Origin of the sequence: Curtobacterium sp. MCSS17_005 (assembly GCF_003234225.2) — a bacterium.
Taxonomy (GTDB): domain Bacteria; phylum Actinomycetota; class Actinomycetes; order Actinomycetales; family Microbacteriaceae; genus Curtobacterium; species Curtobacterium flaccumfaciens.
Window position 1 is genome coordinate 2,650,493 of sequence record NZ_CP126258.1, and the last position, 21,437, is coordinate 2,671,929.

Sequence of the window (21,437 nt, forward strand, 5' to 3'; positions counted from 1 at the left end):
ACTGGAGGCCCTGCTCGCGTTCTGCGTTCGGCTGACGGTCCGTTAGGCGGTGAGCTCCACCACCAGCTCGACCTCGACCGGTGCGTCCAGCGGGAGCACCGCGACGCCCACCGCGCTCCGCGCGTGGACGCCGGCGTCACCGAAGACCTCGCCGACCAGGGTCGATGCCCCGTTCGCGACGCCGGGCTGCCCGGTGAACGACGGGTCCGACGCGACGAAGACCGTGACCTTGACGACACGGGCCACGCGGTCGAGCGAACCGGCGACCGACTGCACGGCGGCCAGGGCGTTCAGCGCGGCCACGCGAGCCTGCGCGGCGGCGGTCTCGGCGTCGACGTCGGTGCCGACCTTGCCGGTCACGGGAAGGGAGCCGTCGACGAACGGCAGCTGGCCCGCCGTGTAGACGTACTGGCCCGTCACGACGGCGGGCACGTAGGCGGCGACGGGCGCGGCGACCGCGGGGATCGTCAGGCCGAGTTCGGCGAGCCGGTCGGAGACGCTCATGCGTCGGCCTTGGGGCGCTTCAGGTAGGCGACGAGACCGCCCTCGGGCCCGGTGACGATCTGGACCAGCTCCCAGCCCTCGTCCCCGTAGTTGTTGAGGATCGCGGTGGTGTTGTGGATCATCAGCGGCGTGGTGAAGTACTCCCAGCGAGTCATGCGGTTCCTTGCCAGCCTTTCAGTCGGGGGTGTCGTTTAGGCTGCATCCTATGTCTGCCCAGAAGACGTCTGCATCGCGGACCAAGCCCGTCTCAGCAGTCGGCGCCTTCATCGGATTCGTCGGGTTCAGTGCCCTCGCCGGCCTGCTCGTCACGATCGGGGTCACCCCGGCCATCGCCGTCGCCGGTGTCACCACGACGTCCACGATCGGTGTGTTCGAGTCCCTGCCGGAGTACATCGAGATCGGTGACCTGCCGCAGCGCAACGAGCTGTACGCGTACTCGGGCGGCAAGTCCGTGCACTTCGCCACCCTGTACGACCAGAACCGCCAAGAGCTGAAGTTCGACCAGATCAGCGACCAGCTGAAGAACGCGGCGATCGACGGCGAGGACAAGCGCTTCTACGACCACGGCGGCGTCGACATGACGTCGCTCATCCGCGCCGGTGTGGGCAGCATCGCGGGCGGCCTCGGCGACTCGGGCGGTGGATCGACGCTGACCATGCAGCTCGTCCGCAACATCAAGATGAACGAAGCCCTGAACCTCCCCACCAAGGAGGAGCAGGAGAAGGCCTACAACGAGGCCGTCGAGCAGACCATCCCCCGCAAGCTGGAGGAGATGAAGCTCGCGATCGGGCTGGCGAAGAAGTACTCCAAGAAGGAGATCCTCACCGCCTACCTGAACATCGCCTACTTCGGCGACCAGACCTACGGCGTGCAGGCCGCGGCGCAGCACTACTACAACAAGAGCGCGACCGACCTGACCCCGGCCGAGGCCGCGTCGCTCATCGCGATCGTGCAGTACCCCGAGGCGCGCAACCTGTCGAGCCCGAAGAAGTACGACGCCAACGTCGCCCGACGCAACGTCGTGCTCCGTTCCATGTACGACCAGAAGAACCTCACCGAGGCCGAGTACCGAACGGCTCGCCAGTCGAAGCCGGCGGACTACGTGCACCTCACGCAGCCGTCGCAGGGCTGCCGCGCCTCGGTCGGCGACGGCTCGCAGTTCTTCTGCGACTACGCCAAGAAGGTCGTGCTCGAGATGTCGCAGCTCGGCTCGTCGCAGAAGGCTCGCGACACCGCGTGGCGGAACGGCGGCTACAAGATCCAGACGACGCTGAACATCGACCTGAACGCCGAGCAGAAGCGTCTGCTGAACACCTACGACAACAAGGCCGAGACGAACCTGGCCCTGGGTTCGACGCTCAACTCGATCGAGGCTGGCTCCGGCCGAATCATCACGATGGCACAGAACAAGGACTTCGACGAGTCCTTGAAGTCGGCGCCGACATCGACCTCGCTGAACTACAGCGTCGACGAGAAGTACGGCAGCTCGAAGGGCTTCCAGACCGGCTCGACCTACAAGTTGTTCACTCTGCTCGACTGGGTCAAGGCCGGACACGGCCTGAACGAGACCGTGAGCGGTGCCGAACGAACGGTGTCCCCCTGGACCATCTGTGGCCAGACGGTCGGAACCCCCTTCCCGGTGTCCAACGACGCTCCCGGCGAGGGCGGCAACTGGAGCGTGATGGGAGCCACGGCGGGGTCGATCAACGGTGCGTTCGCCTCGATGGCGCAGAAGCTCGATCTCTGCGACATCCGTGACATCGCGCAGTCGCTCGGTGTCCACCGTGCGGACGGCGGAGAGCTGCAGTACCAGAACCCCTCCGCGATCCTGGGCACGAACGAGATCGCTCCGATGACGATGGCCGCGGCCTATGCGGCCGTCGCGAACAACGGCATCTACTGCAAGCCGATCGCGATCGACGAGATCACGTCGCCGTCCGGCAAGAAGCTCGGCGGCCAGACCAAGGACTGCCAGCAGGCCGTCGATCCGGCCTTCGCCCAGGCAGCGATCTATGCAATGAAGGGCACGATCAGGAGCGGAACGGCAGTGGGCGCGCAGACGCCTGACGGCACCCAGCTGTTCGGCAAGACGGGTACCACCGACGAGGCTGACCAGATCTGGCTCGTTGGTGCGAGTTCGCGCGTGGCCACCGCCTACTGGCAGGGCAACACCGACGGTCGCAAGATCAACCTCCGTCACTTCAGCAACGGTGTCGGCGGAACGTACGCCGGAGACCGCGCCAAGGTCTGGCGCGAGGCGATGACCCCGATCAACGCGATCTACCCCGCTGGCCCGTTCACGGACCCGCAGCAGAACGCGATCCGCGGCAACGCCAAGGCACTGCCGAACCTGCAGGGCAAGACGGCTGACGAAGCCCGCGCGGCGATCTCGGGCGCCGGGTTCACCTACGTCGACGGTGGGGCACGCCCCGGCCCGGGGAACCCCGGCTCCGTGACCTCGACGTCCCCGGCGGCGGGTGCGCTCCTGTCCTCGGGTTCGAGCGTCACCGTCTACACGTCCGACGGCACCCAGGCGACCGTTCCCGAGATCGGCGGCGACTCCCTCGGGGACGCCCGCTCGGCCCTGAACGATGCCGGGTTCACGAGCGTCAACCTCGCCAACAGCTACGCCAAGGGCGGCGGTGGCAAGACCTGCAAGGTCGCCGCGGTCGAGCCGGCGATCAACGCGACGGCGAACAAGAACGACAACGTGACGATCCAGCTCTACGGCGACAAGAACGGCAAGGCGCCCAAGGACTGCAAGTGACCCGCGGTCGCACCGCACTCGGTGTCCTCGCTGCCGGCGCGGCCGTCGGAGCTGCTTCGGCAGCGTGGGGTTCGCTCGTCGAGCGTCGTCGCTTCGGGATCCGGTGGGAGACCGTCCCGGTGCTCCCGCCGGGATCCCGTGACGTCACTGTCCTGCACCTCTCCGACATCCACATGGCCCCGTGGCAGGCCGACAAGCAGCAGTGGCTGCGCGACCTGAGCCTGGTCGAACCGGACTTCATCGTGAACACCGGGGACAACCTCGGCCACGCGACCGCGAACGCCGCCGTGGAGTACGCGCTCGAGCCGTTCCGCGGGGTGCCCGGTGTCTTCGCCTACGGGTCGAACGACTTCTTCGGGCCCTCCCCGCGCAACCCGCTCAAGTACTTCTCGGGGCCGAGCCGGATGCACAAGGCTGCGGAGCCCGTCGGTCTCGATATCGATCGGCAGACGGCGTTCTTCGAGTCGCTCGGCTGGCTCGACCTCAACGACCAGGCGCACGCGATCGAACTCCGCGGCTCCCGGTTCGAGCTGTTCGGCACCTCGGACGCGCACCGCGACTGGGACCGCCTCGACCTGCTCCCCACCAACGTCGACGAGATGCGCAGCGACGTGCCGTGGTCCGAGGACGAGGACGGCCCCGCTCCGGTCGCGATCGGAGTCACGCACGCGCCGTACCGTCGCGTGCTCGATGCCTTCGTGACCCAGGGTGCCGACATCATCTTCGCCGGGCACACCCACGGCGGTCAGGTGGCGGTCCCCGGGGTCGGCGCGCTCGTCACGAACAGCGACCTCCCCCGCCGGTACGCCAGCGGGTTGCACAAGTGGGAGCACCGCAACCACTGGTCGTGGCTCGAGGTCTCCGCGGGCCTCGGCACCTCGATCTACGCGCCCGTCCGGTTCGCCTGCCGACCCGAGGCCGTCGTGGTCACCCTGACCGCACGCCCGTAATTTGGCATAACTTTGTTCGGGCAATGTGCACTTACACATCGCTCGATTGCTCGAGCGTGCAGCCCCCCCCCTACGTCGGCGTTATGGCACCCACGCCACCCTCAGACGCGAATACCGCAAATGACTCGGAGTCGACAAACACTGTACCGCAGGGCGTTCACGACTTGAGGTCGACTCGAACAAGCCCGGAGACATGCTGATACCTGACCAAGGGGTTGTGTCTCGAGTTCCCTCAGTTGCGCCTTTGGTTCATAGCTTGCGTCGCCACTAGCGCCCGACACCGGACCGTCGACAAGCCTTCGAGATACAGCAGCAACGCCGTGAGGAGTTCGTTCGATATTCTCAACAGGGCTTCGAGCGCCGCAATTCGCACTAAGTCCTCTGGCGATCGAGCGCGTTGCCGCTGACAACGTCGGGTCACAACAGTTCGACACACGAACTCGCAAAAGAAGACCACGTCGAATTCGCAAAAAGTCTACCGCGGAGGAAGCTGCGTAGCACTGGCCTCCGGTCCCCGATCTCACCATGTCATGGGGGCAATGAGTCCACAGTCCGCACTTTGGGGGACCTTCTCGAGAGCAAAGACTAGTTGACCGAATGCTCCGTGCTGGCCTATCGTCGATCGGGGGGCGAATGAGCTCACCGTAGCTCAACGGAAGAGACCGAACTATGAAAACGCACGAGAACAAGACCCGGAACCTGATGAGCAGGTCGTTCGGGATACTCGCGGTAGCAGTCACACTTGGAGCCCTCGCGCCAATTCTCCCTCTTGTCGGGAGCAATGGGTCCGCTCACGCCGCCGCTTGCACCGACGGTGGGCGCACTTATCACGGAGTCACAATGCTGAACAAGTATGTGGAGCTCCGCGGGTCTAGCAATTGCAACGGCACGGCTTGGCTCCGATGGAATCCGACAGCGACGAAGGTCGACGGCGGGGGAACAATCAAGTTTCAGTACCAGAACGCGTGCGGCAAGAAGTATAACGGCGAATCAAGGGTTATCAGTAGCGTAGGTGGCACCGCGTCGCACATCACTGCGTACAAATCGGGTGTCGTCAGCGCTCGGATGGTGTACTCCCGGGACTCTGGGTCACCCGCTTCCTTCACGGGCCCCTGGTACAAGGTCGGAGGCAAGTCCACAACCTGCTGACGCACCCACTCCAGCCCTTTGCTTGGCCGACTCGCCCGGGCATCATCGCAAAATCGCCACCTCTCGGCCCTATCAGCTATGCTGGTCGGGTTGCCTCGTAGAGGTAGCCGCACCGCGGGGTGTGGCGCAGCTTGGTAGCGCGCCTCGTTCGGGACGAGGAGGTCGCAGGTTCAAATCCTGTCACCCCGACACTGTGTTGAGACAGTACGAAGAAGGCCCTGGTTCTCCGGAACCGGGGCCTTCTGCTTTCCCCGGGTGCATCTCGGCTGCCCGATGGGTCGCACGACCCAGTCAGCCGTCAGCCGCCCCATCGCGAGCAGCCCCTCCCGCTACGCTCGCAAGCGCCATGCAGAACGACCATCCCCTCGCCGCCGTGCTCGCCGCGATCGCCGCCGAGTTCCCCGACATCGCGGACGACCCGGCGCTGGCGCAGAGCCTCACCGAGAACGTCTCGTCGATGATCGCCGAGGCCCACGAGCGCTACGCCGCGGGGACCGATGGCAGCGTCGTGAGCCGCACGTTCCTCGACCCCGCGCACCTGGCGACCGGCAGTCTGCACGCCGAGCACGCCCAGCACCCGGCCGGCGCGATGCTCGCGGCGGAGATGCTGTTCGACGCCTACCTGCCGGTCTTCGTCGACGAGGTCGGCGCAGAGTCCACCGCCGAGGTCCTGCGGGCGACCAGGGCCCTGCACGCCGGCATCTGGAGCCGGTTCCCGGCCGGGGCGGTGGCGTACACGGAGGCACTGCGCCAACGCCTCACCACGGCGCACCTGGACTCCCGGACGCAGATCGCGCGGGACCTGCACGACCGCGTCGCCCACGGCATCCTCGCCGGGTTGCAGCGCCTCGACCTCGTCCTGCTGACGGACCCGCCGGCGGACGAACGAGCTGACCAGCTCGACGACGCAGCGCGGTTGCTCCGGAGCGCACTCGGCGACGTACAGGACCTCGCAGTGAGCCTGCACGCCCGGGTCGGGGATGCCCTGCTCGACGACGCGCTCCGGCGGCACGTGCGCGACCTGTTCCCCGACGACGACCTCCTGACCATCGAGTCGACGGGTGTGGCCGGTCCCCTGCCGAACTGGCAGGCCGAGGAAGCACTGACGATCCTGCTCGAGGCGCTCACGAACCGCAGCAAGCACGCCCCGGGCTCGACGACCTGGGTGCGCTTCGCGTGGTCCCCCGCAGCGCTGGTGGTGACGGTCGCCGATGACGGCCCGGGCTTCGACGTGCAGAGCGACGCCGACGGCCGCCTCGGCCAGCAGACCATGCGCGAGCGTGCCGCGGTGATCGGCGCCCGGCTCGACGTCGAGAGCGTCTGCGGCAGCCGAGACCACGGCACCACCGTCCGTCTGACCATCCCGAGGGGGACCCTGTGACCGTCACCCACGTCGCCATCGTCGACGACCACCGGCTCTTCCGCGAAGGACTCGCCACGATCCTGGCGGCGGTCCCCACGATCCGCGTCGTGGCGCACGGCGAACGACCGTCAGAGGTGCTCGACTCGCCCGAGGCCGCCGCGATCGACGTCCTGCTGCTCGACGTCGAACTCGACGGGCCCCCGGCACGGACGACGATCGCCACGGTCCGCCGGACTCGCCCGGACATCCGGGTGGTGGTGCTGACGATGCACCGGGACGCCGTCCTCCGCCGGACCCTGCTCGATGCCGGCGCCGTCGACTTCGTCACGAAGGACACCCCGAGCCGCGAACTCGTCGACCGGATCGCCCGAGCAGCCCACGCCGATGCGGCACCGGTCACGTTCCCCGTCGACCTGGTGACCGAGGCCCGAGCCGGCTCACCGTTGAGCGACCGCGAGCTCGAGGTCCTGCGACTCCTCGCCGCCGCGCGCACCAACGCCGAGATCGCCGCCGACCTGCAGCTCGCGATCGGCACCGTCAAGCGGCACGTCTACAACGTCTTCCGCAAGCTGGACGTCGGTTCCCGCGTCGGGGCGGTCGCTGCGGCCACGCGCCTGGGCCTGCTCACCTGAGGCGCCACGGAACTTCGTGAGCAGCAATGGTCGGGTGCCCAGCGGACACCCGACCATTCCTGCCCACGAAACGAACGAACTCGACGAAGCGACCCGGACTAGCCGACGGACGACGCCCCGGCGCCAGCAGCAGCACCCGCGGGCACGAGCTTGCCGGCGGCGTGCAGCCCGGCCACGACGTCGAGCGCCTGGTGCCGGTACCGCGCCTGTGCAGCACCGGGCGAGACGATCACGCCGTTCGCCCCGGTCGACGCCACGAGTGCGTTGATCTTCTCCGCGACCTGCTCGGCGTTGCCGTACGCCTGACGCTCGGTGCGGGCCGCGATGAACCGACGCTCGAGGTCGTTGAACTCGTACGCACGCGCCTCGTCCATCGACACCGGCTCCGGCTTCCGGCCCGAGCGCATCCGGATGAACGAGATCATGCCCGGGGCGCTCTGCTCGTCGATGACGGCGGGGTCCTCGTCGGTGACGACCTGCACACCGATCAGCGCGTTCGGCGTCTGCCGGAAGCGCGACGGACGGAACGAATCGCGGTACAGGGCGAGTGCCGCCTCGGTGTTGTCCGACGCGAAGTGGTGGGCGAAGGCGAAGGAGATGCCGAGCGCACCGGCGACCTGGGCGCTGTAGCCGGAGGACCCGAGCAGCCAGAACTCCGGCACGTCGCCGTAGCCCGGGACGGCGCGGATGCCGGCCAGCGGGTTCTCCGCGCCCATGCCGGTGAAGAACCCGATCAGGTCGGCCAGGCGGTCTGGGAAGTCGTCGACGTCGAGTCGGTCCGTGCGGCGGAGGGCCATCGCCGTCGCACCGTCGGTGCCGGGAGCGCGCCCGAGCCCGAGGTCGACCCGGTCGCCGTACAGCGCACGGAGCGTTCCGAACTGCTCGGCGACGACGAGGGGCGCGTGGTTGGGCAGCATGACGCCACCGGACCCGATGCGGATGGTCGAGGTGGCCGCACCCACGGCGCTCAGCAGCACCGCCGGAGCCGAGGACGTGATGCCCGGCATCCCGTGGTGCTCGGCGACCCAGAACCGCTCGTACCCGAGCTGCTCGGCGTGCACGGCCATGTCGATGGACCCCTGCAGGGCCTCGGTGTTGGACTGGCCGTACTCGCGGGTGGCCAGGTCGAGGACGGACAGGTGCAGGGTGTCGTCGGTCATGTGGTCACCAACGCGCGCCGGCGCACGTGCATTCCTGAGCACGCGACGGACTGGAGGCCCGTGGCGGCGCCGCCACGGGCCTCCAGTCCGTCTGCTGGGTGCGTACCGGACGCACGCCGGCACGAGCGGTCAGGCGCCGTCGAGGCGGCCGCCGGACTCCGTCAGGTAGCAGTTGGCGCAGAGCGACTCGTAGGCGACGTCGACGCCGTCGATCGCGACCTGGGAGCCGTCGAAGACGAACCGGCCGTCGACCGTCCGGGCGTTGAAGACCGCCTTGCGGCCGCAGCGGCAGATGGTCTTCAGCTCTTCGAGGGAGTGCGCGACCTCGAGCAGGCGGGCGCTGCCGGGGAACGCCTCGGTGCGGAAGTCCGTGCGGATGCCGTAGGTGATGACCGGGATCTCGTCGAGCACAGCGATGCGCAGCAGGTCGTCGACCTGACGCGGGGTGAGGAACTGCGCCTCGTCGACGAGCACGCAGCTGACCGGCCGCACCATGCCGTCCAGGCGGTCCGACTCGGGGTCGACGGCCCCGGCGGCGGTCACCGCCTGGCGCACGTCGGCGTCCGGCGAGAACACGATGTCGACGGTCCGGGTGACGCCGAGGCGGGAGACGATCTCACGGTCGCCCTTGGTGTCCACCGCGGGCTTGGCGAGCAGTACCCGGTGCCCGCGCTCCTCGTAGTTGTAGGCGGCCTGCAGGAGCCCCGTGCTCTTGCCGCTGTTCATCGCGCCGTAGCGGAAGTAGAGCTTCGCCACTACGCGAGGAACCCGTCCTCGGCGGCCCGACGGATGAGGTCGGACTTCTTCGAGGCGGGGCGGCCCACCTTGCTGTACTTCTCGCGCACGCGACGCAGGTAGGTCTTGGCGGTCTCGTACTGCACGTTCATCTGCGCGGCGACCTCGTTCGTCGAGTAGCCGGACACGTAGAGCCGCAGCGCCTCTTCCTCACCGGCGCTGAGCTTCGGCCGCTGGTGCGCGGCGGCACCGGTCGGCAGCGGACGCCACTCACGGGGCTGCGGGGTCTCACGGGCGACGCCCATGATCTCGCGGGCGACGTCCATGACCTCGCGCATCGGGAGCGACTTCGACAGGAACGCCGCGGCGCCTGCGGCCAGGGCGCGGTCGCGGGACTCACGGCTGTCGACGCTCGAGAGCACGATCACCTTCGCCCCGGCGGCACGGCAGGTGCGGACGCGGGCCTCGATCGACACCGGTTCCTTGAGCTGGAAGTCCAGGAACACCAGGTCGGTCGGGAAACTGTCGCTGTGGACCATCTCGAGCCAGGTGTGCGCGGTCAGGGCCAGGTCGAAGTCGAACGCGTTCACCGCGATCCAGCTCGACAGGCTGTCCAGCAGCACCTCGTGGTCGTCGAGGATGGCCAGCCGCACACGTCGTGCTCCCGGGTTCGGGAGGGACGGCGACCCCTCCGAGAGCCTGTTCGGGTCAGTGCTGGTCATAGGAGAACCTTAGTGCGAGGGCGGAAGGGCGGACCGCGACGTCGAGGTCGGGGAACGTCACGCGGAGGACTGCGAAGTAGGGGTCGAAGGTACGGTGGATGCCGATGTCGGAGTCCGCGACGGCGAGCTCCACGTCGACGGACACCCGAGCGGGTGCGGGTGCCTGCGCGGGCCGGGGAGCCGGGGCCGCAGGGCCCGCCGCCGTGTCGGCTCGTCGCACGGTCGCGCGGAAGCCGGCCGGGTCGACGGTCGAGGCACGGAGGGCCGCACGGACGAAGGTGCGGACGACAGCCCGCTGGTCGGTGTCGAGCGTCGCGATCAGGCCGTCGGGGTCGTCGACCACCGGCGCCTGGCCGCCGTCGACCCGGACGGCGTGCTCGAACCAGGTGCGGTCGGCGTCGGCGACCATGGACGCGCGGATGCCGTCGGCGATCGCACGGGCACGGGCACGGTCGGCGTCGGTGATGACGTCGCGCGTGCGGAGCTCGGCGAAGAACGGGGCGACGTCGCGGGACAGGATCGTCGAGCGGTCCTGCTGCACGCTCGCCGCGATGCCGTCCCGCTCGGCGCGTGCGACGGAGTACGACCCAGCACGGATCTGCACCCGTTCGGCGAGCCCCGCGAAGGTCCAGGCGAACACCGCGGACGCGGCGGTCAGCACGAGCGTCGGGGCCGCGGCCAGGAACGCCGCGACGGCGACCGGCACCTCGTGCGGGAACTCGGCGGCGCCCGCGCCCCAGGTCACGGCGTTCACCGCGGCCAGGACGACCCCGCCGATCGTCAGGTCGGTCCACGGACGGTACGGCGCGACCATGACGATGCCGGTCGCGGTGATCAGGGACATGAAGTCGTTCAGGGCACTGCGGTCCGGCCCCCACTGCGCCGCGACGCTCGTGACCGACGCCAGGCCGAGCAACCCGACGTGCGCGACGAACGCCGAGCGCGGGAACGGCGCACGGAACGGGCTCGAGGCAGCGAGCACCACCACCGCCGAGGCCGCGACGAGCAGCACGGTGAGGGCGCTGAGCGTGGGGCTGCCCTCGACGTCGCGGTCGAAGATCGACACGAGCAGGGCCCAGAGGACGCTGCCGGCCCCGAGCACGAGGGCCAGGGGCCGCGACCCCATCGCGCCGAGCGGGTCGTACTGCTGGGCGGTGCGGCGGGACCCGGATCGGGATCCGAGGCGCTGCCGGGCAGCCGTCATCGCTCGGTCCCCCGGTCGTCGCCGACCACCGGCACGGTGACCGCGCCGGTGACCGGTCCGTACGGCACGGTCATCATGACGCTCGTGCCGGAACCGGGCGACGACCAGATCTGGACGTCTCCGCCGACCCGGCCGATCCGCTCACGCACCGAACCGCGGAGGCCCATCCGGTCTGCTCCGGTGGCGTCCTCGTCGAACCCACGACCGTCGTCGACGACCATGACGGTGCAGGACGCGCTGTCGTCGAACACGCTGACCTCTGCGGCGTCGGTCCCCGCGTGCTTCCGCACGTTGGCCAGGCACTGGCCGACGGCCCGGACGACCGCCGACAGTGCACGGTGGTCCAGGCGCTCGAGCGCGGAGGTGTCACCGGAGACGGTCACGTCGAGCCCGAGCGTCCGGTGCTCGTCGACCATGGCGCCGAACGCCTCGGCCGCGGCCCCGGGACGCGGGCGGGCGGCCGGCGCGAGCCACCCCTTGCCGGTGAGCACCGCGACGTCGGCGTCGACCGTCTCGGCGAGGTGGGGGTCCATCGGGCCGTCCGGCGCGAGGGCGATGGCGCCCAGGTGGTTGAGCACGGTGTCGTGCAGGATCGCGGACGCCTCGGCCTCGACCCCGGCGCGGTAGGCGGACACGTGTTCTTCACGAGCAGAGCGCAGGAGCTCGGGCTGCACCCGTTCGCTCCGCCCCGTGCTGCGGGTGGTGAAGAGCACGAGCGCGACCACGAAGCCCAGGGTGACCCAGGCCAGGATGAGCGGACGGGGCGACTCGTCGGCCTGCACGATGGCGATCCAGGTCGCGAGTCGTCCGGCCAGGAAGCCCACGAAGGACCACAGCACGACGCGGGTCGGCACGGCACCGGCTCCCCCGACCAGGATGAGCGGGATCACGACGAGGGACATCAGGTACGAGGTCACCCAGCCGGTCGGCACCTGCTCCTGGACCCCGACAGCGAACCACCAGGCGCAGAAACCGCCGACGACCAGGAACGCGATCGCCGAGACCCGGGTTCCGAACTGCACGTGCACGCCGATCATGGCGAGCATCGGGACGACCGCCAACGCGGTGCCGACGACCTGCACCCCGGGCTCGGACAGGCCGTACAGCACGAGGGTGATGGCCGCGGCCAGCAGGGACCCGAAGGCGCCGGCGTGGAACGCGCGCACGGTCGACCACGCGTTCACTCGCGGTGCGAGGTGCGTGGGGATGCCGAGCACGAGGTGGATCCTTCCGGGTGGCGAGGGCGCCGTCCACGATCCAACCACCGGAGCAGCGGCCGTGTACCCCGAATCCGGGGCCGTGCGGCGACCCGCACGATGATAGCGGCCCGGACCGGGGTCTTGCTGTCCCCCGAACGTGGACCGGACACGACCCGGACGGACGCCCCTCAGAACAGCGTCTGCGCCGCAGCCGGCCGGAGCAGCCGCTGGTCGAACCCGGGGTCGGCGCGCTTCAGCGGTGACACCGTCGGCACCGACTGCTCCTGCGGCAGCGCCTGCGGCCCGCCCGTGCCCAGCCCCTGCGGCACGCCCGGCTGCAGCGTCCGCGGTTCCGAGAAGCCCATCGACCCCGTCGCCGGGTCCACTCGCCCCAGTCCGACCCCGTGCGCCGCCAGGATCGGGCGGATGCGCTCCGACAGCCACCGTCGGTAGTCCTTCGGCGCGTAGGTGTTGTCGAGGTACATCGCACGGTACCGCTGCACCAGGTCGGGTCGCTCGCGGCCGAGCCACTCGAACCACCACGGCTTGACGCCCGGCCGCAGGTGCAGCGCCGAGTACATGATGCTCGTCGCGCCGGCCGCGGTCGCCCGACCGATGGCGTCGTCGAGGTGCGCCCGGGTGTCGGTGATGTACGGCAGCACCGGCATCAGGAACACCGCGCAGTCGAGCCCCGCGTCGCGGATGGCCCGCACGGTCGCCAGCCGGGCGGACGTCGTCGGGGTGCCGGACTCGACGGACTGCTGCAGCGAGTCGTCGTACACGGCGATCGACATCGCGAGGTCGACCGGCACCACCTTCGCCGCCTCGGCCAGCAGCGGCAGGTCGCGGCGCAGCAGCGTGCCCTTCGTGAGGATGCTGAACGGGGTGCGCGACTCCGCCAGCGCCTCGATCACGCCGGGCATCAGCCGGTACCGCCCCTCGGCCCGCTGGTACGGGTCGGTGTTCGTGCCGAGCGCCACCGGGTGACGGTCCCACGAGGGCTTGCCGAGCTCACGACGCAGCACGTCGGCGACGTTCGTCTTCACCACGATCTGCTGGTCGAAGTCGGCGCCGCCGTCGAACTCCAAGTAGGTGTGGGTCGGGCGGGCGAAGCAGTACACGCAGGCGTGGCTGCACCCGCGGTACGGGTTGATCGTCCAGCCGTAGGTCCCCGACCCGTCCGCGCTCGGCACCCGGTTCAGGGCGCTCTTCGCCAGGACCTCGTGGAAGGTCACCCCGGCGAACTCGGGCGTCGTCACGCTCCGGACGAACCCGCTGTTCGATTCCATCCCGGGCAGCGCGTCGCTCTGCTCGGCGTCGATCGCCTGTCCACTCCACCGCATGCCGTCATTCGAACACACGTTCGAACAGACTGCAAGCCGAAGGGACCGCCGCAAGCCTCAGCGGTGCAGGCCGAGCACCTTCGCCGTGCGCTCGAGCGTGGCGTCCGCCAGAGCCGGGTCGTCCCCCAGGTCCTGCCCGTAGGTCGGCACCATCGCTCGGACGTCGTCCTGCCAGCCGTCCCACCGGTCCGGGAAGCACCGGCGCAGCATCGTGAGCATGATCGGCACGGCGGTCGAGGCACCCGGCGACGCTCCGAGCAGGCCGGCGATCGAGCCGTCGGCGGCGGTGATGACCTCGGTGCCGAACTGCAGCACGCCGCCCTTGTCCTTGTCGGGCTTGATCACCTGGACGCGCTGCCCCGCGGTGATGCGGTGCCAGTGCTCGGGCTCGGCGCTCGGCATGAAGTCGCGGAGCGCCTCGAACTTGGTGTGCTTCGACGCGAGGAGCTGGCCGACCAGGTAGCGGACCAGGTCGAAGTTCGAGAACGCGACGCTCAGCATCGGGCGGAGGTTGTGCGGCCGGATCGAGCGGAACAGGTCGAGGACCGAGCCCTGCTTCAGGAACTTCGGGCTGAACCCCGCGTACGGCCCGAACATCAGCGACGACCCACCGTCGACGATGCGGGTGTCGAGGTGCGGCACCGACATCGGCGGGGCACCGACGCTGGCCTTGCCGTAGACCTTGGCGGAGTGCTTCTGCACCACCTCGGGGTCGTCGGTGCGCAGGAACTCGCCCGACACCGGGAAGCCGCCGTAGCCGCGGATCTCCGGGATGCCGGACTTCTGCAGCAGGTGCAGGGCTCCGCCACCGGCGCCGACGAAGACGAACTTCGCGGCGATGCGCTGCGTCGACCGGCCGATCTCGTTGCGGACGTTGAGCACCCAGCCCTCGGACACCTTCGACCTGGTCAGGTTGGTGACCTGGTGCGAGGGCTCGAACTCGACACCGTCGATCTCGAGCTGGTCGAAGAGCTGGCGGGTGAGCGACCCGAAGTCGACGTCCGAGCCGGCTGCCGAGTACGTCGCCGCGATCGGCTGGTCCTTCTTGCGGCCGGGGATGAGCGCCGGTGCCCACTTCCGGATCTGCGCCGGGTCGTCCGAGAACTCGATGCCGGCGAAGAGCGGGTGGTTCCGCATGGCCTCGTACCGGGCGCGCATGTACGCGACGTTGGCCTCGCCCCACACGAAGGAGATGTGCGGCGTGGGGTTGATGAAGTTCGTGGGTTCGGGCAGCACGCCGGTCTCGACCATGTGTGCCCAGAACTGCCGCGAGACCTGGAACTGCTCGTTGACGGTGACGGCCTTCGCGATGTCGACGCGGCCGTCCGGCAGTTCCGGCGTGTAGTTCAGCTCGCACAGGGCCGAGTGCCCGGTACCGGCGTTGTTCCACGGGTTCGAGGACTCCTGCGCCACCGTGCCGAGCCGCTCGTACACGCGGATCTTCCAGCTGGGCTCGAGCTTGTGGATGATGGCCCCGAGCGTGGCACTCATGATGCCTCCGCCGATCAGGACGACGTCGATGGGGTCCACCTGCTGCTCTGCCACCCGTCGATCCTACCGGCGGCATCCGACAGACGGACAGGAGGCCCGTGGCGGTGTCGCCACGGGCCTCCTGTCCGTCTGCTGGTCGCGCTCGGGGCGCGCTACGCGTCGACGGAGCGGCGCGCGACGATCGTCTCGGCGATCTGCACCGCGTTGAGCGCGGCGCCCTTCCGCAGGTTGTCGTTGCTGACGAACAGGACGAGGCCGCGGCCCTCGGGCGCGGACTGGTCGGCGCGGATGCGGCCGACGAACGCCGGGTCCTGGCCGGCGGCCTGCAGCGGGGTCGGGACGTCGGAGAGCTCGACTCCGGGTGCACTCGACAGGATCTCGGTCGCACGCTCGGGCGACAGCGGACGCTCGAACTCGGCGTGCACCGAGATGGAGTGCCCGGTGAACACGGGGACGCGCACGCAGGTGCCGGCCACGAGCAGGTCGGGGAGCTCGAGGATCTTCCGGCTCTCGTTCCGGAGCTTCTTCTCCTCGTCGGTCTCGCCCAGGCCGTCCTCGACGATGCTGCCGGCGAGCGGCACGACGTCGAAGGCGATCGGGCGGACGTACTTGACGGGCTCGGGGAACGTCACGGCGGATCCGTCGTGCGTCAGCGCAGCGGTGTCCTGCTCGAGCGCGGCCTTCGCCTGGCCCAGGAGTTCCTCGACCCCGGCGAGCCCGGAACCCGAGACCGCCTGGTAGGTCGTGGCGACGAGTCGGCGGAGCCCGGACTCGGTGTCGAGCACCTTGAGCACCGGCATGATCGCCATGGTCGTGCAGTTCGGGTTCGCGATGATCCCCTTCGGCGCCTGGTCGATGGCGTGCGGGTTCACCTCGCTCACGACGAGCGGGACGTCGGGGTCCATGCGCCAGGCGCTCGAGTTGTCGACGACGAGTGCCCCGGCGGCGGCGAACTTCGGCGCGAGGGCCCGGGAGGCGGTGGCCCCGGCGGAGAACAGCGCGATGTCGATGCCGGACGGGTCGGCGAGCTCGGAGTCTTCGACCACGATCTGCTCGCCGCGGAACGGCAGCGTCGTGCCGGCGGAACGGGCGCTCGCGAAGAAGCGGACCCGGTCGGCCGGGAACGCGCGCTCTTCGAGCAGGCGACGCATCACGGCGCCGACCTGGCCGGTGGCGCCGACGACGGCGACGGTGAGGGTGCTCATGCGGTGCTCCTGGTGGTTCAGCGGATCGACGGGTCGGCGGGCGTCAGCGGCCGGTGCCGGCGTAGACGACGGCCTCGGCGTCGGCGTCGAGGCCGAACGCGCTGTGCACGACGCGCATCGCCTCGTTCAGGGTGTCGGCTCGGGTCACGACCGAGATGCGGATCTCGGACGTGGAGATCATCTCGATGTTGATCGACGCGTCGTGCAGGGCGCGGAACAGCTGCGCCGAGACGCCGGCGTTCGTGCGCATCCCGGCGCCGACGAGGGCGAGCTTGCCGATCTGGTCGTCGTACTGGATGCTCTCGTAGCCGATGTCGGCCTTCGCGACCTCGAGCGCCGTCAGCACCGTCTGGCCCTGGTCCTTCGGCAGGGTGAACGAGATGTCCGTCCGCCCGGTCGACGCTGCCGACACGTTCTGGACGATCATGTCGATGTTCGCCCCGGCACGTGCCACGTTGGTGAAGATCTCGGCGGCCTTGCCCGGCTGGTCCGGGACCCCCACGACGGTGATCTTGCCCTCGGAGAGGTCTCCGGCGATCCCGGTGATGATCGGTTCTTCCACGGTTTCCCCCTCGGCAGGGTTGTAGACGATGGTGCCCTCGTTGTTGTTGAACGAGGACCGGACGTGCAGGGTGACGCCGTGCCGCCGGGCGTACTCGACGGCGCGGATGTACAGGACCTTGGCACCCGAGGCTGCGAGCTCGAGCATCTCCTCGCTGGTGACGCGGTCGACCTTGCGGGCCTTCGGCACGACGCGGGGGTCGGCGGTGAAGATGCCGTCGACGTCGGTGTAGATCTCGCAGACGTCGGCGTCGAGCGCTGCGGCGAGGGCGACGGCGGTGGTGTCCGAACCGCCGCGGCCGAGCGTGGTGATCTCGCCCGTGGTGCGGTTGAAGCCCTGGAACCCGGCGACGATCGCGACGTGGCCGGAGTCGAGCGCCTCGCGCACGCGCTTCGGGGTGACGTCGACGATGCGGGCCTTGCCGTGCTGAGCGTCAGTGAGCATGCCGGCCTGGCTGCCGGTGTAGGACGACGCTTCGACCCCGAGGCTCTTGATCGCCATCGCGAGCAGCGCCATCGAGATGCGCTCCCCCGCGGTCAGGAGCATGTCGAGCTCACGGCCGGCGGGGATCGGCGTGACGGAGTGCGCCAGGTCGACGAGTTCGTCGGTGGTGTCGCCCATCGCCGACACCGCCACGACCACGTCGTTGCCGGCCTTCTTCGTCTCGACGATCCGCTTCGCCACGCGCTTGATGCTCTCGGCGTCCGCGACGGATGAACCACCGAACTTCTGCACGATCAAGGCCACTGGCTGGTACTCCCGGAGACGGCGACACCGCGAGGTCACGCGGTCTCACAATGGTAGTCGGTGTTTCGGGGATGTTGCGTGCGAGCGGGCCCCGACGCAAGGATCCTGCGTGGCGGTCAGCCGCCGACGACGCGGCGCCCTTCGAAGGCACGACCGAGCGTGACCTCGTCGGCGTACTCCAGGTCGCCGCCGACCGGCAGCCCCGACGCGAGCCGCGTGGTGCGGATGCCCATCGGGACGAGGAGCCGGCTGAGGTACGTCGCCGTCGCCTCGCCCTCGAGGTTGGGGTCGGTCGCGATGATGACCTCGGCCACGGTGCCGTCGGCCAGACGTGTCATGAGCTGCTGGATGCGCAGGTCGTCCGGCCCGATGCCGTCGATCGGGCTGATCGCCCCACCGAGCACGTGGTACAGCCCGCGGAACTCCCGGGTGCGCTCGATCGCCGCGACGTCCTTCGCCTCTTCCACCACGCAGATCGTGGCCGGCGAGCGGCGCGGGTCGCGGCAGATGCTGCACTGGACGTTCTCGGTGACGTTGCCGCAGATCTCGCAGAAGCGGACCCGCTCCTTGACGTCGGCGAGCAGCTCGGACAGCCGGCTCGGGTCGAACGACTCGGTCTGCAGGATGTGGAAGGCGATGCGCTGCGCCGACTTCGGGCCGATGCCGGGCAGGCGACCGAACTCGTCGATGAGGTCCTGGACGATCCCGTCGTACATCAGGCACCGTCCTGGTGGAGAGCGGTCTCCTCGATGAACTGGGCGTTGAGGATCTCACGCACGACCGCCTCGCCGTACCGGCCGGCGACCGGGGCCCGGCGTGCGGGCGGTGCGGTGCGCGCGGGAGCGGCTGCGGGCTGGGCCGCACGCTGCGGTGCGGTCTGCTGCGCCGGGGCTGCCGGCGCGGCGGCTGCGGGCGCTGCGGCTGCGGGCGCTGCGGCTGCGGGCGCTGCGCCGCGTCCGATCCCCGGGTCGGGGAACGGTGCGCCGTCGTCGTACGGTTCGTCGTCGAGTGGGTAGTCGTCGACCGGGACGCCCGGCACGACCGGCACGACCGGACCGCCGGGAGGCACGGCTCCCGCTCCGGGCGCCGCCTGCGGCCCCGGGGTGGTCGGCTGGTCGGGCTGCCCCGCCGTGGCAGCGTCAGACCGCGCGGGTGCGGCCGACGGTGCCGACTCGGCCGGCTGGGGCGTGCTCGTCTCGGCGGGGGCGACCGGCGCGGACGCCGGCACGGTGCCGAAGGGTGCTGCCCAGCTGGGTTCGACGGACTCCGGGACGGCGTCGGTGGTGGGGTCGCTGGCGGGGATGGTCGCGACCGCCCAGTCCGTCACCGGCGCACCGGATGGAGCGGGGGCCGGTTCGGCCGGTGCCTGGTCGCGCTGCGGGGCGGACGCGATCGGCGCTGCCTTCGGCTCCGGCGAGGACTTCGGCGCTGGCGCGGACTTCGGCGCGGGCGCTGCCGTCGGCACAGGAGGTGCCGTCGACCCGGGTGCTGCCGACGCGGCCTTCGGCTCGGCGGCAAGGGCAGCCGTCGGCGTGGGCTCACCAGCGGAAGCCGGCGCCGGGGACTCCGGTGCTGCGGGCTCGGGCGCCGGGGCCGGCGCCGGGGCCGCGGCGGCGGGCGCCTGGGCAGCGGGCGCCGGACGCTGGGCCGGTGCGGCCTGCTGTGCCGGAGCCGACTGCTGCTGCTGCTGGGGACGCTGCTGCTGTCCGGGCCCGCGGGCGACGAACTTCACCCGGAGCCCGAGGACGTCCACGATGGCGGCACGGAGCAGTTCGCTGACGCTGGCCGACGGGTCGGACATCTCCTTGAACGAGGCGACGTCCTGCTGGCTCGGGAACGTCAGCGTCAGCACGTCGTCGCGGAGCGCGGTGACCTGCGCCGTGACGACCACCGACCACGCCGAACGCTTGGCGTGCTGCACGTGCTCGACGATCTGCGGCCAGGAGTCGCGCATCTGCTGGAAGCCGACGGCACCGACGGTCCGGACGGCGGGCTCGTCACCGATCGTCGTGCCCTGACCGGTGGACGACGGGCTGACCGGCTCGGCCGCGGGCTTCGAGGGCTCCGGCTTCGCGGGATCCGGCTTCGAGGGCTCGGACTTCGCGGGCTCGGCCGAGGTCTGTCCAGGCGCTCCAGAAGTACTCGGAGCGACCGCTGCCCACGACGCTGCGGCGTCGCGGGCCACGGCTCCGGAGTCGGCCTGCGGCGCGGCGGGCTGCTCGACGGGACGCTCGGGCGTCGCACGAGCCGCTGCCGGAGCGGGCGTCGGGGCGAGGGAGGGAGCAGCCGCTGCGGGAGCCGCGGCTGCCGGCTGCTCACGACGCGGTGCAGCGGCGACGGCGGGAGCGGACTGCTCGCCGGCGCCGGCCTGGTGTCCACCGGCGTCGTGTCCACCGACGTCACCCACCCCGACACGACGTTCCAGCCGCTCCACCCGGGCGAGGGCTCCGCGCTGGGTGTCGTCGGCCTCGGGCACGAGCATCCGGGCCGTCATGAGTTCGAGGTGCAACCGGGGCGAGGTCGCGCCGGTCATCTCGGTGAGGGCCCGGTTCGCGATGTCGGCGGAGCGGGAGAGCCCGGTCGCGCCGAACACCCCGGCCTGACGGCTCATGGTGTCGAGTGCTTCCGGCGAGACCCCGCGCAGGACCGCGGCGGCGCTCTCGTTCGTCGCCGCGACGACGATCAGGTCGCGCAGGCGCTCGAGCAGGTCCTCGACGAAGCGGCGGGGGTCCTGTCCGGTCTGCACGACACGGTCGATCGCGGCGAACGCGGACGCCGGGTCGGCGACGGCCAGCGCGTCGACGACGTCGTCGAGCAGGGCGGCGTCGGTGTAGCCGAGCAGGGCCACGGCACGCTCGTAGGCGATCGCACCGTCTTCGCTACCGGCCATCAACTGGTCGAGCAGCGACAGGGTGTCACGGACGGATCCGCCGCCGGCACGCACCACCAGGGGCAGGACGCCGGGGGCCACCGACACGGACTCCTGCGTGCAGAGCTGCTCGATGTACTCGAGCATCACCGCGGGCGGGACGAGCCGGAACGGGTAGTGGTGGGTGCGCGACCGGATGGTGCCGATGACCTTCTCGGGCTCGGTCGTCGCGAAGATGAACTTGACGTGCTCCGGCGGTTCCTCGACCAGCTTGAGCAGCGCGTTGAAGCCCTGCGGCGTCACCATGTGTGCTTCGTCGAGGATGAAGATCTTGTAGCGGTCGCGGGCCGGCGCGAACACGGCCCGGTCGCGCAGGTCACGCGCGTCGTCGACACCGTTGTGGCTCGCGGCGTCGATCTCGATGACGTCGAGTGAACCGCTGCCGTCGCGGGCGAGTTCCACGCAGCTCGGGCAGACACCGCAGGGGGTGTCGGTCGGACCCTCGGCGCAGTTCAGGCAGCGCGCGAGGATGCGGGCCGACGTCGTCTTGCCGCAGCCACGCGGGCCGCTGAACAGGTAGGCGTGGTTGACGCGGTTCGTGCGGAGCGCCGTGCGGAGCGGGTCGGTGACCTGCGACTGCCCGATCAGCTCGGCGAAGTTCTCGGGCCGGTAACGGCGATACAGGGCGGTGACCACGCGACAAGGGTAGCCGTCACGACCGACAACCCGCGTGCCCGTCCACAGGTCGTCCCGCCGGGCCGGACCACCCGTCGGCGGTGGGCCGAGCGCCCGGACGGCACCGCGCCTCCCGTCCGTCTGGTCGACGGGCGGGAGG

At 70.2% G+C, this 21,437-nt stretch carries 17 protein-coding genes and 1 tRNA gene; 5 read left to right on the forward strand and 13 right to left on the reverse strand.

Annotated elements, in window-relative coordinates; translation table 11 throughout:
* Window positions 1-42 precede the first annotated feature (42 nt).
* Complete coding sequence (locus DEJ20_RS12625; protein ID WP_111235575.1) at window positions 43-504, reverse strand: RidA family protein; 462 nt, start codon at window positions 502-504, stop codon at window positions 43-45.
* Window positions 501-659 carry a Sp36 family protein gene (sp36, locus tag DEJ20_RS12630; protein WP_017888699.1) on the reverse strand — a complete coding sequence of 53 codons (159 nt, stop codon included), beginning with the start codon at window positions 657-659 and terminating at the stop codon, window positions 501-503. Before sp36 ends, DEJ20_RS12625 begins: the two co-directional genes overlap by 4 nt.
* Window positions 660-709: 50 nt before the next feature.
* Here sp36 and DEJ20_RS12635 point away from each other — a divergent pair, with 50 nt between their 5' ends.
* The 5 genes from DEJ20_RS12635 (at window position 710) to DEJ20_RS12655 (ending at window position 7,365) form a co-directional block, all read left to right on the forward strand.
* Window positions 710-3,271, forward strand: coding sequence for a transglycosylase domain-containing protein (locus DEJ20_RS12635; RefSeq protein WP_111235576.1), 2,562 nt, complete (start codon window positions 710-712; stop codon window positions 3,269-3,271).
* Entirely contained in the window at window positions 3,268-4,221 is a 954-nt protein-coding gene (locus tag DEJ20_RS12640; protein ID WP_111235577.1) for a metallophosphoesterase, read from the forward strand. The genes DEJ20_RS12635 and DEJ20_RS12640 overlap by 4 nt, the downstream gene beginning before the upstream one ends.
* Before the next feature lie 1,264 nt (window positions 4,222-5,485).
* Window positions 5,486-5,559, forward strand: a tRNA-Pro gene (locus tag DEJ20_RS12645).
* Between the two features lie 157 nt (window positions 5,560-5,716).
* Window positions 5,717-6,751: a sensor histidine kinase gene (locus DEJ20_RS12650; protein WP_111235579.1), complete on the forward strand. Its 1,035-nt coding sequence runs from the start codon at window positions 5,717-5,719 to the stop codon at window positions 6,749-6,751.
* Window positions 6,748-7,365, forward strand: coding sequence for a response regulator transcription factor (locus DEJ20_RS12655; protein ID WP_111022276.1), 618 nt, complete (start codon window positions 6,748-6,750; stop codon window positions 7,363-7,365). The genes DEJ20_RS12650 and DEJ20_RS12655 overlap by 4 nt, the downstream gene beginning before the upstream one ends.
* A 98-nt stretch (window positions 7,366-7,463) precedes the next feature.
* Here the strand turns inward: DEJ20_RS12655 and DEJ20_RS12660 are convergent, their stop codons facing one another.
* From DEJ20_RS12660 to DEJ20_RS12710, 11 genes are all read right to left on the reverse strand, one after another.
* A complete protein-coding gene (locus tag DEJ20_RS12660; RefSeq protein WP_110861445.1) occupies window positions 7,464-8,525 on the reverse strand; it encodes an LLM class flavin-dependent oxidoreductase in 1,062 nt (353 codons plus the stop codon).
* A gap of 129 nt (window positions 8,526-8,654) precedes the next feature.
* Window positions 8,655-9,281, reverse strand: coding sequence for a thymidine kinase (locus DEJ20_RS12665; RefSeq protein ID WP_071247330.1), 627 nt, complete (start codon window positions 9,279-9,281; stop codon window positions 8,655-8,657).
* Window positions 9,281-9,982: a response regulator transcription factor gene (locus DEJ20_RS12670; protein WP_035808846.1), complete on the reverse strand. Its 702-nt coding sequence runs from the start codon at window positions 9,980-9,982 to the stop codon at window positions 9,281-9,283. The genes DEJ20_RS12665 and DEJ20_RS12670 overlap by 1 nt, the downstream gene beginning before the upstream one ends.
* Window positions 9,969-11,186 carry a hypothetical protein gene (locus DEJ20_RS12675; RefSeq protein ID WP_111235580.1) on the reverse strand — a complete coding sequence of 406 codons (1,218 nt, stop codon included), beginning with the start codon at window positions 11,184-11,186 and terminating at the stop codon, window positions 9,969-9,971. Before DEJ20_RS12675 ends, DEJ20_RS12670 begins: the two co-directional genes overlap by 14 nt.
* Entirely contained in the window at window positions 11,183-12,403 is a 1,221-nt protein-coding gene (locus DEJ20_RS12680; RefSeq protein WP_111235581.1) for a sensor histidine kinase, read from the reverse strand. The genes DEJ20_RS12675 and DEJ20_RS12680 overlap by 4 nt, the downstream gene beginning before the upstream one ends.
* Before the next feature lie 170 nt (window positions 12,404-12,573).
* Complete coding sequence (locus tag DEJ20_RS12685; protein ID WP_111031969.1) at window positions 12,574-13,728, reverse strand: Rv2578c family radical SAM protein; 1,155 nt, start codon at window positions 13,726-13,728, stop codon at window positions 12,574-12,576.
* A 57-nt stretch (window positions 13,729-13,785) separates the two neighbouring features.
* Window positions 13,786-15,273, reverse strand: coding sequence for a malate:quinone oxidoreductase (locus DEJ20_RS12690; RefSeq protein WP_111235582.1), 1,488 nt, complete (start codon window positions 15,271-15,273; stop codon window positions 13,786-13,788).
* A 98-nt stretch (window positions 15,274-15,371) separates the two neighbouring features.
* The gene (locus DEJ20_RS12695; RefSeq protein WP_071405015.1) at window positions 15,372-16,424 is read right to left on the reverse strand and encodes an aspartate-semialdehyde dehydrogenase; all 1,053 of its coding nucleotides are present in this window, start codon (window positions 16,422-16,424) and stop codon (window positions 15,372-15,374) included.
* Between the two features lie 43 nt (window positions 16,425-16,467).
* On the reverse strand, window positions 16,468-17,733 hold the full coding sequence (locus tag DEJ20_RS12700) for an aspartate kinase (RefSeq protein WP_017888681.1): 1,266 nt from the start codon (window positions 17,731-17,733) through the stop codon (window positions 16,468-16,470).
* Between the two features lie 116 nt (window positions 17,734-17,849).
* Window positions 17,850-18,449, reverse strand: coding sequence for a recombination mediator RecR (gene recR, locus DEJ20_RS12705; RefSeq protein WP_017888680.1), 600 nt, complete (start codon window positions 18,447-18,449; stop codon window positions 17,850-17,852).
* Complete coding sequence (locus tag DEJ20_RS12710) at window positions 18,449-21,298, reverse strand: DNA polymerase III subunit gamma and tau (protein WP_111235583.1); 2,850 nt, start codon at window positions 21,296-21,298, stop codon at window positions 18,449-18,451. Before DEJ20_RS12710 ends, recR begins: the two co-directional genes overlap by 1 nt.
* Window positions 21,299-21,437: the final 139 nt, after the last annotated feature.